This window comes from Candidatus Pelagibacter communis, assembly GCF_001180225.1.
Classification (GTDB): domain Bacteria; phylum Pseudomonadota; class Alphaproteobacteria; order Pelagibacterales; family Pelagibacteraceae; genus Pelagibacter; species Pelagibacter ubique_D.
In genome coordinates, this window is sequence record NZ_CVST01000040.1 from 1 (window position 1) to 12320 (window position 12320).

General features: G+C 29.2%; 9 protein-coding genes, 2 tRNA genes and 1 other RNA gene. 5 read left to right on the forward strand and 7 right to left on the reverse strand.

What is annotated here, in order from left to right:
• Positions 1–266: 266 nt before the first annotated feature.
• Together rnpB and AMN99_RS02800 are read right to left on the reverse strand one after the other, a co-directional pair.
• Positions 267–623: RNase P RNA component class A (rnpB, locus tag AMN99_RS02795), an RNA gene on the reverse strand.
• A 41-nt stretch (positions 624–664) separates the two neighbouring features.
• Positions 665–1396, reverse strand: coding sequence for an N-acetylmuramoyl-L-alanine amidase (locus tag AMN99_RS02800; protein WP_075506319.1), 732 nt, complete (start codon positions 1394–1396; stop codon positions 665–667).
• 104 nt (positions 1397–1500) lie between these two features.
• Between AMN99_RS02800 and AMN99_RS02805 the strand changes: the two genes are divergently transcribed.
• Genes AMN99_RS02805 through AMN99_RS02815 form a run of 3 tightly spaced genes read left to right on the forward strand, consistent with a single transcriptional unit; the run spans position 1501 to position 3386 of the window.
• Complete coding sequence (locus AMN99_RS02805; RefSeq protein ID WP_075506320.1) at positions 1501–2307, forward strand: MlaA family lipoprotein; 807 nt, start codon at positions 1501–1503, stop codon at positions 2305–2307.
• 17 nt (positions 2308–2324) lie between these two features.
• Positions 2325–2909 (forward strand): MlaC/ttg2D family ABC transporter substrate-binding protein, encoded by a 585-nt coding sequence (locus tag AMN99_RS02810; protein ID WP_075506321.1) that lies wholly within the window; start codon positions 2325–2327, stop codon positions 2907–2909.
• A gap of 6 nt (positions 2910–2915) precedes the next feature.
• Complete coding sequence (locus AMN99_RS02815) at positions 2916–3386, forward strand: hypothetical protein (RefSeq protein WP_075506322.1); 471 nt, start codon at positions 2916–2918, stop codon at positions 3384–3386.
• A gap of 3 nt (positions 3387–3389) precedes the next feature.
• On the opposite strand, the gene AMN99_RS02820 is transcribed toward AMN99_RS02815, so the two are convergent.
• The 5 genes from AMN99_RS02820 to AMN99_RS02840 form a co-directional block, all read right to left on the reverse strand.
• Positions 3390–3466, reverse strand: a tRNA-Ile gene (locus tag AMN99_RS02820).
• Positions 3467–3524: 58 nt separating this feature from the next.
• A tRNA-Val gene (locus AMN99_RS02825) sits at positions 3525–3599 on the reverse strand.
• Between the two features lie 3 nt (positions 3600–3602).
• The gene (rpoD, locus tag AMN99_RS02830) at positions 3603–5426 is read right to left on the reverse strand and encodes an RNA polymerase sigma factor RpoD (RefSeq protein ID WP_075506323.1); all 1824 of its coding nucleotides are present in this window, start codon (positions 5424–5426) and stop codon (positions 3603–3605) included.
• Between the two features lie 65 nt (positions 5427–5491).
• Entirely contained in the window at positions 5492–7267 is a 1776-nt protein-coding gene (gene dnaG, locus AMN99_RS02835; RefSeq protein ID WP_075506324.1) for a DNA primase, read from the reverse strand.
• The gene (locus AMN99_RS02840) at positions 7267–7728 is read right to left on the reverse strand and encodes a GatB/YqeY domain-containing protein (RefSeq protein ID WP_075506325.1); all 462 of its coding nucleotides are present in this window, start codon (positions 7726–7728) and stop codon (positions 7267–7269) included. The genes dnaG and AMN99_RS02840 overlap by 1 nt, the downstream gene beginning before the upstream one ends.
• A gap of 127 nt (positions 7729–7855) precedes the next feature.
• Between AMN99_RS02840 and carA the strand changes: the two genes are divergently transcribed.
• Complete coding sequence (gene carA, locus AMN99_RS02845; protein ID WP_075506326.1) at positions 7856–9052, forward strand: glutamine-hydrolyzing carbamoyl-phosphate synthase small subunit; 1197 nt, start codon at positions 7856–7858, stop codon at positions 9050–9052.
• Positions 9030–12248 (forward strand): carbamoyl-phosphate synthase large subunit, encoded by a 3219-nt coding sequence (carB, locus tag AMN99_RS02850; protein WP_075506327.1) that lies wholly within the window; start codon positions 9030–9032, stop codon positions 12246–12248. The genes carA and carB overlap by 23 nt, the downstream gene beginning before the upstream one ends.
• Positions 12249–12320 lie beyond the last annotated feature (72 nt).

Genomic DNA, 12320 nt, shown 5'->3' on the forward strand with positions numbered 1-12320 from the left:
ATGTTTTTTTAATTTTATAAATTCCATAAATGGGAATATATGGGAATATATGGGTATTTAAAAAGATAGTCAAATGTTGATTCTCTGCTCAATTAAAGTCATTTTAAGAGGAAAATTCTAAGTAATGATTTGAAATTTGTGAGTTCTTTCATTTATTTGGTTACTGAAATAATGAGGATAATTATTAAAGCTCCATTTAAACTTATACTTCTAGCTATAAAAATAATTATATAGATATTTAATTTTTTTGTTTTTTTAAACTCTGAGGTGCCAGATAAACTATAAGCCGGGTTCTGTCATTTAAACCTATCATTTGTCTAGGCTTAAGATCACTCTTAAGCTCAAGCAACTAACCCTGATGACTAGCCAAGGACGGCTTTTAGTTTTACAACAATGTCATCTCTACTTAGTTTTGCTCCCAGTGGGGTTTTCCAGCGTTCATTGTTACCAATAGAACCGGTGCGCTCTTACCACACCTTTTCACCCTTGCCATGTTATGGCGGTTTATTTTCTGTGGCACTATCCCTAGGGTTTCCCCCGCCAGGCATTACCTGGCACTGTGTCCTTGTAGAGCCCGGACTTTCCTCTTTAAAATAAATTAAAGCGATAAGTCATTTATCTGGCAAAGTGAATTTATAATTAAACTTAAAAATTACAAGATAATTTAATTCAGCTTTTTTATTAGGTTTTCACTTATTAACAAACATTCTTTATCAATTTTTCCATCTATCAATTCTTGTCGAAATCTTCTTTGAAATGCTACTGTGATATTTTTATTATATTTATTTTTATTTATTTTTGAGTTCTTAGGATATCCAATTTTATAAAGATTATTTATAAATTTTATTTTTAATAGATTGCTTAATTTTAATTTTCTATAAACTTTAATTTCATTTGATTTTAACTCATGCCAGATACCTATCTTTTTTTTTGACAAAAATTCCCACGGAAATTTTTCACCTGGATCTCTTTTTCTATCTGGTGCAATATCTGAATGACCTAATACAGATTTTGGATTAATTTTATATTTTTTAATAATATATCTTGTTAATTTAATTAAAGAATAAATTTGTTTTTTTGAAAATTTTTTATACTTAAACTCATGACCAGGATTATTTATTTCAATTCCAATAGAGCTTTTATTTAAAGATTTAAATTTTTTCCAACTAGAAACTCCTGCATGCCAAGCAATATATGAGTCGGGTACCATTCTTAAAATTTCACCGTTATTTTTTATAAAGTAATGGCAACTTACTTTGGACTTAATATCTAATAATTTATCAATAGCTTTTTTCTCATTTTTCATTCCTGTATAATGAAAAATAATGAAATTAATTTTATCTAAACTCCTTTTTTTTGAATCAAAATTAGGTGAATAATTTGGATTAATTTTCATGCTCAATTTGGGGTCTATTTTCACCAATTATTAAACACTTTATCGACATTTTTCTAATTTAAAAATTTCTTTATTATAAGAATTTATATAATATAAAGTGAGCAATGCTTAAGAAAATATTAATAATCTCTGTTCTAATTTTACTACAAGGATTTAATGCCTACGCTGGATCAGATGGAGAAAACACTTTAAACAAAAATAAAACTGAGCAAATAACAAAAACTAGAGACTGCTTTGAAAAGTTAAATAGAGCAACTTTTTCATTTAACCAAGGTCTTGATAAAGCATTATTAAAACCTATTGCAAAAGGATACAGAAAACTACCAGAAGGAGTGCAAACAGGTACAAGTAATGCAGTAAGAAATTTATCTAACTTAATAACAATCCCAAATAATGTTTTACAAGGTGATGTTAAAACTGCATTCGTTAATACGGGAAGATTATTAGTTAATAGTACTGTTGGAATTTTAGGATTTATTGACGTTGCTAATAAAATGGGATTTCCAAAATACGAAAGAGAAGATTACGGTCAGACATTAGGTAAATGGGGATTTGGGCCAGGTTGCTACCTTGTGCTTCCAGTACTAGGACCATCTACCGTTAGGGACACTACAGGATCATTTGTTAATGTATTAGGTGGAGACCCTTGGTATAATGCATCTACTCATGGTAACAATGAATTTTTGAGTGAGGGAGTTTATTTAGCATCTAAAGGTATAAGTGGTATCGAATTTAGAGCAAATAACATAGAGTCACTTGAAAACCTTGAAAAAAATTCAATAGATTTTTATGCCTCTATCAGAAGTCTATATTTACAAGATAGAGAAAATAAAATTAAAAATCTTCAAAGAGGAAACTTAGAAATAATTTTTGAAGATGATAATGGCTGGGAAGAAATCGAAAACAAATAATTAATTATTCCAATAAAATGAAAAAATTACTTATATTATTGGTCTTGTTTAATCTCAATTTAACAAATAGCTTCTCAATTGAAGCAGATGTTTTTGTTCAGTCTACTGTAAATAGAGCTGCTGAAACTTTAAGTAGTGGTTTAACTAAAGAGGAAAGGATGGATGAATTGAAATCGATAGCTTTAGACACAGTTGATATAAGAGGTATAGGTTTCTATTCGCTTGGAGCACATAGGAAAAGTGCGTCTGATGAACAAAAAAATGAATATGAAAAAGTATTCACTGAATATTTTTTACAAAGTTTCTCAAGTAGATTGGCAGAGTATTCTAATCCAATTATAAACGTCGATTCAAAAAAAAAAATAAATGAAAATTACACTATAGTCTCGAGCACTCTTGCGGCGACTGATAAGAGACCAGCTGTAAAAATAGATTGGAGAATTTATACAAAAAATAAGGAACAACCACTTATTAGAGATCTTATTATTGAGGGATTAAGTTTAGCAAGAACTCAGAAAGAGGAATTTAATTCAATTATCCTGAGTGCTGATGGTGATATCAATGCATTAATTTCAAAATTAAGGGATTTTTCAAACAGCTAATAAATTTTGAATATTTCAACTAAATCTGTACTTTTAATTTCAGCTTTAACTTCTTCATTTTTTTTAATTTATTCATCATACAAAGGGACAATTTTATACTTTGTTAATGAAGCATTAGAAGACACTTTTGTAGGTGGAAGTACATCTGATATTTCAATTTACCTGTGGTTTACTATTTCTGGAATTTTAATACTCATAACTCTCATGTTTCTTTTTTTTTTAAAAATAAAAGATTTAAAAAGTCAAAAGATAATTGTTGCGTGTTTAACAGTTTTTTGGATTACAATTTCAATATTTTTAATACTTATAAATTTATCAAATTTTTGGATTTCGTTGATTACATTAACTGTTGGTGTTCTTTCATTTTTAGCTACGAAAAATCTCAAAAAAATAATAATTGCTGAATTAAATAAAAAAGGGTTAACGGATAAAGAAATACACCTTTTGCAGAAACTAGCAGGTATATCAAAAGATTAATTATGGTGGGCCCGCCAGGACTCGAACCTGGGACCAATACATTATGAGTGTACTGCTCTAACCAACTGAGCTACAGGCCCAAAACAATAGTTAGTTATATCATTTTTATTAACTTATCAATTAAAGATAAGTGAATAATGGTGGGCCGTGTTGGTTACGCTCCAACTACCCCTGCAATGTCAATGCAGTACTCTACTATTGAGCTAACGGCCCAATCTAACTTTCTAAGAAACTTTTTAGTTGTTTAGATCTACTTGGGTGCTTTAATTTTCTAAGAGCCTTGGCCTCAATCTGCCTAATTCTTTCTCTTGTTACAGAAAACTGTAAACCTACTTCCTCTAAAGTGTGATCGGTATTCATACCTACCCCAAATCTCATTCTTAATACTCTTTCCTCTCTTGGGGTTAAGGTAGATAGAATTTTTGTAGTTGCCTCTCCAAGGTTAGATTTAATGGCTTGCTCTAATGGAGCTAAAGCTTTCGTATCTTCTATAAAGTCTCCTAAACTACTATCTTCTTCGTCACCAACTGGTTTCTCAAGAGAAACTGGTTCTTTAGAAATTTTTAATACTTTTCTAACTTTGTCTAACGGCATTCTTAATTTTTGTGCCAACTCTTCTGGAGTAGCTTCTCTTCCAAACTCACTAAGTATTAACCTTTGAGTTCTGACAATTTTGTTTATAGTTTCAATCATATGAACAGGTATACGAATTGTTCTTGCTTGATCTGCAATTGATCTAGTAATTGCTTGTCTAATCCACCAAGTTGCATAAGTTGAAAATTTATATCCCCTTCTGTACTCAAACTTATCAACTGCTTTCATTAACCCAATGTTACCTTCTTGAATTAGATCTAAAAACTGTAATCCTCTATTTGTGTATTTTTTAGCTATTGAAATTACTAATCTAAGATTAGCTTCAACCATTTCCTTTTTGGCTATTCTTGATTCTTTTTCACCCTTTTGAACTCTACTTACTAGTTTTTTGAAATCAGTTACTGAAATTCCTAATTTGTGACTTATTTCAATAAGTCTTTCTCTAATATTTTTAAATTCATCTTTATTTTTAGCAAAAAATTGCTTCCAAACTAAATTAGTATCTAAAAACTTTTTAAGATTAGGATTAATTTCGTTTCCTACATAAAACTTTATAAATTCGTTTCTTGGTATTTTTTGATCCATTGCAAGTCTTAAAAGATTTCCTTCTAAAGAAATTATTTTTTTATTCTCAACATAATGTTTTTGAACAAGTTCTTCTAAAACAGAAGGAGATAATTGAAGTGATTTAATATTTTCTAAAATATCATTTACAATTTTTTCATAGCCTTTTTCTTTCGCAGGTGTAAAATTCTGAGAATTTAAGACACAATCTAACTTTTCTTTCTGATACTTAATTAGTTTTGTATATTCTTTGGTTAATGTATTTACTGTTTTTAATACTTTAGGTTTAATTTCTGTCTCCATTGCAGCAAGAGTAGGATTGAAATCATCATCTTCATCTGAAGAACCATCTTCTTTATCTGTTTCACCAGCATTTTTTTGTTTAGCACTTGGTCCTGTTGACTCATCTTCCATATAGTTTGTATCGATATCTATAATTTCTCTAACTAATATTTCATCTTTTTGAAGTTTGTCATTCCACTCAAAAAATTGTTGTGCTGTTATTGGACTTTGTGATAACGCAATTAACATTACATCCTTTCCAGCTTCTATTCTTTTTGCAATTGCAATTTCACCTTCTCTTGAAAGTAACTCAACACCTCCCATTTCTCGAAGATACATTCTGATAGGGTCGTCACTTTTCTCAATTGTTTTGCCTTCTTCTTTATTTGAATTTTCTTTTTTTCTTAGTACTTTAAAATCTGATTTTCTTTCAACTAATGAAATATTTTCATCTAAGATATGGATAAAAGCTTGAGCAAGATTTTCGTCTGACAAATTTCTTTTACCTAAAGATTTGCTTAATTCTTCGTAAGTTATAAAGCCTCTATGGGTTCCTCGACCCATTAGTCTAGCAAATGATTTTGTAATAATTCTTTCCACAGCGATAAAGTTGAAAGTCTTATATAATGTCAAATCTGTAAAAATCCATTACAAATTTGTCCAGATTAATTGAGATTCTGCTTTTTTTTGAGCTCTTTTAGCTCATTAAATGTGCTCTCACTCATATCGACTGAAAACTTCGATTCTAACTCTTGAATTCTAAACTCAAGATCATAATTCATTAAATCTCGTGAAATATCATCAAGCAATTCAATGATTTTCTGGTCATCTTCAGAATTATTTTTTAAAATATATTTTATTGGTGCAAATTTATTTATTTTTTCAATTATCTGACTATCCAAATTTAAATCCTGAACAGCTATTTGATTTTCAGATTTTAAAGCTTCAATTATTTGATTAAAGATTTTTTTATTAACTTCAGTAAATAATTTAATATTTTCAATCAAATGAATATTTGATTGTATTAAGTTTAAATTATTAATTACCAAATAAATTAAAGAAAATTCTTTAAGCTCAACTCCAGATAAAGATTGGCTTTCATTATAATACTTCTTTGTAGTATCTAAAGATTTAGTAGGTTTTTTATAATTTTTTTTATTTTTTTGATTTGAATGAGGAGTTAATTCTGCAATTTTCTCTAAAAAATATTCTAATACATACTTTTTTATATAATCATCCTTAATAGTATTTGTTACCTCTCTTAATCTTTTTTCGAAAATAGCCATAGAAGAAGGGTTGTTTTCAGTTTGTTTTTTGTAGTGACTAAAAATAAATTGATGAATTGATAACTTAGATTGTTTAGTAAATTCTATGAAATTAGCTTTTCCATTTTTATTCACATAACTGTCAGGGTCTTCTTTGTTTGGTAAAAATAAGAATGAAATTTGTTTTTCTGGTTTTAATTCTTTAATTGAATTTTCTGCAGCTCTTAATGCTGCTTTATAACCACTTTCATCACCATCAAAACATATAATTATATCATCAAAAAATTGGTTAAGAATTTGAATTTGTTTATCAGTTAGTGAGGTACCAAGATTTGCAACAGCATTATAAATTCCATTTTTACTTAACCCAACAACATCCATATAACCCTCGACTAAATAAATATGATCTAATTTGTTTGATAATTTTCTAGCTAAATCTAGATTGTATAAGTTTGATCCTTTTTTAAAAAATAAAGTTTCAGGTGAGTTAATATATTTTGCAAGATAATCTAGGTTTTCTATTATTCTTCCACCTAAAGCAATTGGTTGACCAGTTATGTTATTAATTGGAAAAATTAATCTTCCTCTAAATCTTTCGACATAAATCTTCTTTTTTTCATCTAAATAAAATAACCCAGTTTCAATTAAAGTTTGTTCACTATATTTATTTTTTAATTGCTCAAATATATTTGGATTTTTTTCAACATATCCCATTTTGAATTTTTTTACGTCTTCTTTACTTAAAGATCGATTTTTTAAATATTCTCTAGCATTTGAATATTGTTCATTTTTAATTAATTCATTATGGTAAAAATCAACATATTCATTAAAGATTAATTTATATTCATTCCACTTTTTTTCTCTTTCTTCATCTTTTTTTGAAAACAAATAAGGTTGCATGCCAGCTAGTTGCGCCAAATGCTTAACGGCTTCTCCGAACTTTAAATTTTGAGTTTTCATTATAAAATCAAAAATATTTCCATGTTCTGAGGTAGCAAAACAATGATAAAATTCTTTTTCATCATTAACTGTAAATGAAGGTGTTTTTTCGTTTTTAAATGGAGATAAACCTACAAATTCTTTACCTCTTTTTTTTAATGAAACTGTTTTTGAAACAACGGTAGACACTTTCAACCGTGTCTTAATTTCATCTAAATACTCTTTGGGGTATTTCATTAACTATTCAATAATTCCTTAATTATTGATCCAGCTTTAGAAAAATCAATTTCATCAGAATGAGATTTCTTTAACTCACCCATTATTTTGCCCATATCTTTAATCGAACTAGCACCTAATTTTGAGATTAATTCAGCGCATAATTTTTTTGTGTCCTCTTCACTCATTTGTTTAGGCAAAAAACTAGTTAAAATATCATATTCATTTTGTTCAACTTCTAACAGATCTGTTCTGTTATTTTTTTTATAAATCTCAATAGATTCGGCTCTTTGTTTAACCATTTTTTTAAGAAGCTTTTTAATATCTTCATCATCTGTATCTTTTTTGTTGGGCCCAGAACGATTTGCAATGTCTAAATCCTTAATAGAAGATAAAATTAACCTGTAGGTTGATATTTTATTTTTATCTTTTGATTTTAGAGCATTTTTATATTCGTTTTCGATAGTGTTCTTTAATGACATAATTTTTTTAATCTACTTCAAAGAAAAAATTCTTCAAAAGAAAAATTGTTTTTTTACAATTTTATAATACATCTCTGTTGCGATAATAAAGCAATTATTGTATTAACCTTTAACTCATGAGTTGTAATTGATCAAAAATTCAAAAAAAATAAACTCAAAAAATAATCATCAAATTAATACAGGCGTTTTAGTTCTTGAAAATAAGAAAGTTTTTAAAGGAATTGGTATTGGCTACGAAGGTGAGGCAACTGGAGAAGTGTGTTTTAATACTTCTTTAACTGGTTACCAGGAAATTATCTCAGATCCTTCTTATGCGGGTCAAATTATCAATTTTACATTTCCCCATATTGGAAATGTAGGTACTAACAAAGAAGATATAGAGTCTGACAAGATATGGACTAAGGGTGTGATTTTTAATTCAGAAATAACTGATCCATCAAACTATAGAGCTTTTTTACATCTGGATGCATGGCTTAAGAAGAACAAAATTGTTGGACTCACTGGTCTTGATACTAGAAGTCTAACTAATTTTATCCGAGATAAAGGAGCACCAAGAGGAACAATTGCTTTCTCAAAAAAACAAAAATTCAATATAAGCAAATTAACAAATACTACTTTAAAATGGAGTGGATTAAAAAATCTAGATCTCGCTAAAGAAGTATCGACTCCAAAAAATTATATTTGGAAGGGTTTTAAAACTTGGAAAAAGAAAGATGGATTTGTAAAAAATAAAAAAAATCAATTACATGTTGTTGCAATAGATTATGGAGTCAAAAAAAATATTTTAAGATATTTTTCTGATTTTAATTGCAAAGTGACAGTTGTGAATTGCAAAACATCTGCTGAAAAAATTTTAAGTCTTAAACCAAATGGAATATTTTTATCAAACGGTCCTGGAGATCCAGCTGCTACAGGAAAGTATGCTATAAATATAATTAAAAACCTTATTAAAAATAACATTCCAATATTTGGCATTTGTTTGGGTCACCAGATTCTCGCTTTAGCACTTGGTGGTAAAACAAAAAAAATGAAGTTAGGTCATAGAGGTGCAAATCATCCTGTAAAAAATTTAATTCATGACAATGTAGAGATCACTAGTCAAAACCATGGCTTTGAAGTTGTTAAAGAAACTTTAACAAAAAATATTCAAGTCACTCATAAATCATTATTTGATAATAGTATTGAGGGTATTAAGTTAAAAAATAAACCTGTATTTTCAGTTCAATATCACCCCGAGTCTAACCCTGGACCACAAGATAGTGTCTATTTATTTCAAGAATTTATTAACAACATGAAAAAAAATGCCAAAAAGAAAAGATCTTAAAAAAATATTAGTAGTAGGTGCTGGTCCAATTATTATTGGCCAAGCATGTGAGTTTGATTATTCAGGAACACAAGCTTGTAAAGCTTTAAAAGATGAAGGTTATAAAGTTGTTTTAATTAATTCTAACCCTGCAACCATTATGACAGATCCAGATGTTGCAGACAAAACCTATATAGAGCCAATCACTTTAGAGGTTCTAGAGAAAATTCTTATAAAAGAAAAACCTGATGCAATTCTACCAACAATGGGAGGCCAAACTGCTCTCAATCTTGCAATGGAAGCAGAGAAAAAAGGAATATTGCAAAAATACAAAATAGAACTTATTGGGGCAAATTCTAAAGCAATTTCTAATGCTGAAGATCGAAAGAAATTTAGAAAAAATATGATTGATATTGGTTTAGATTTACCAAAATCTGAGATTGTTAATAATATCAATCAAGCTTCTAAAGTTCTAAATAAAATTGGTTTGCCTGCAATTATTAGACCTGCATTTACTCTAGGTGGTCTAGGTGGTGGAATAGCAAAGAATAAAAAAGAATATCTTAAAATTATAAAAAATGGATTACACGAGTCACCAGTTAGCCAGGTTCTTGTAGAAGAGTGTTTAGAGGGTTGGAAAGAATTTGAGATGGAAGTTGTAAGAGATAAAAAAGATAATTGTATAATTATCTGTTCAATAGAAAATATTGATCCGATGGGAATTCACACAGGAGATTCTGTAACTGTTGCTCCAGCTTTAACTCTTACTGATAAAGAATATCAAGTTATGAGAAATGCCTCTATTGCATGTTTAAGAAAAATTGGAGTTGAAACAGGTGGATCCAATGTTCAATTTGCAATCAATCCAAAAAATGGACGAATGGTTGTTATTGAAATGAATCCAAGAGTATCTAGATCATCAGCACTTGCATCTAAAGCAACTGGGTTTCCAATTGCAAAAGTAGCGGCTAAGCTCGCGGTTGGTTATACATTAGACGAACTTAAAAATGAGATTACAAAAGTAACACCTGCTTCTTTTGAACCAAGTATTGATTATGTAGTAACTAAAATACCAAGGTTCACTTTTGAAAAATTTTCTACCTCGCCAGCTACTTTAGGTACTTCAATGAAATCTGTTGGTGAGGCAATGGCAATTGGAAGAAATTTCAAAGAGTCTGTTCAAAAAGCATTGGTTTCTCTAGAAACTGGTTTTTCTGGTTTTGACCAAATATTCAATTTAAATAAAAAACAAATCGAAAAAAAACTTAAAGATCATATTCCAAACAAAATGCTTCTTGTTGCGGAGGCTTTAAGAAAAAAAATTAGCTTAAAAAGAATATATAGTTTATCTAAAATTGATCCTTGGTTCTTAGGGCAAATTAAAGAAATTGTTGATAACGAGTTAGTCATAAAAAAAAGAGGTCTTCCAATAAATTATAATGAATTTAATAGAATTAAATCTATTGGTTTTTCAGATAAAAAATTAGCTGAACTTACTAATTCATCAGAAGATACAGTAAGAAGAAAAAGAACAGCTCTAAAAGTGCTACCTGTATATAAAAAAGTTGACACCTGTGCTGCTGAATTTAAATCATTTACGCCTTACATGTACTCAACTTATCAAAGAAATTTTTCAATTAGCACCGAATGTGAGGCAGATCCATCTAATAGAAAGAAAATAATAATTCTAGGTGGTGGCCCTAACAGAATAGGCCAAGGGATTGAATTTGATTATTGCTGTTGCCAGGCAAGTTTTTCATTAAAAGACGCAGGTTTTGAAACCATCATGGTTAATTGTAACCCAGAGACTGTATCTACTGATTATGATACAAGTGATCGGTTATACTTTGAACCTTTGAAGGAAGAGTATGTATTTAACATTATTAAAAAAGAGCAAGAAAAAGGAAATTTAATAGGAGTTATTGCTCAGTTTGGAGGACAAACTCCAATTAAGCTTGCTAAATTTTTAAATGATAACAAACTTCCAATTTTAGGAACGCAATATAACTCTATAGATTTGGCGGAAGATAGAGATCAATTTAGAAATTTATTAATAAAATTAAATTTAAAACAAGCTGATAGTGGAATTGCAAAAACATTTAAAGAGGCAATTAAAATATCAGAAAAAATTGGTTTACCACTTGTGGTTAGGCCTTCATATGTTCTAGGTGGAAGAGCAATGGAAATCGTCCACGAAAAAAGTCAGTTAAAAAACTTCGTTGAAGAAGCATTTAAAGCAGCAGAGGAAAATCCAATTCTAATTGATAAATTTCTAGATCATGCAATGGAAGTTGATGTGGATGCAATTTCTGATGGTAAAGATGTTTATGTAGCAGGTATCATGCAACATATTGAAGAGGCAGGAATTCATTCTGGGGACTCAGCATGTAGTTTACCACCAATATCTATTAAACCATACCTTATAAAAGAAATTGAAAACCAAACAAAGAAACTAGCTCTAGCTTTAAATGTAAAAGGTTTTATGAACATTCAATATGCAATCAAGAAAGATGAAATTTATATTATTGAAGTAAATCCTCGTGCTAGTAGAACTGTGCCGTTTGTATCAAAAGCAAAAGGAATTCCACTTGCAAAGATTGCATCAAGAATAATGGCTGGAGAAAAGCTTTCTAAATTTAATCTTAAAGATAAATCAAAAGGAATGTATGCAGTAAAAGAAGCTGTATTTCCTTTTAATAAGTTTCCTAATAGTGATTTACTTTTAGGACCTGAGATGAAATCTACAGGTGAAGTAATGGGATTTGACAAAGATTTTGGAATGGCTTTTGCTAAAAGTCAGATTGCTGCTGCTAATTCACTTCCAAAAGAAGGTCTTGCATTTATATCCTTAAAAGACTCCCACAAAGATGAGGGTATTGATTTAGCAAGTCAGCTGATAAAACTTAACTTCAATTTATGTGCAACAAAAGGTACTGCTGAATACATACAAAAACATGGAATGAAGTGTAAAATTATTAACAAAGTTAGCAGTGGTAGTCCTCACATTGTAGATGTATTAGACTCAAATAAAATTGCACTTGTAATTAATACTGGTGGTGGAAACAGTGAGCACAGATTAAATGATGCTATTGCACTTCGAAGAGCAACTCTTAAAAATAAAGTTCCATATTGTACAAACATGTCTACTGCTCTTGCATGTTTGGAGGCAATTAAATCTTTAAAAACTAAGAAGCTAGAAGTTCAAGCTATTCAATAAATGTCTATAGAAAAATTATATATTAAGCATAGATTATAATATAAATTTTATTTTAAAAAAAACCCAATTTGG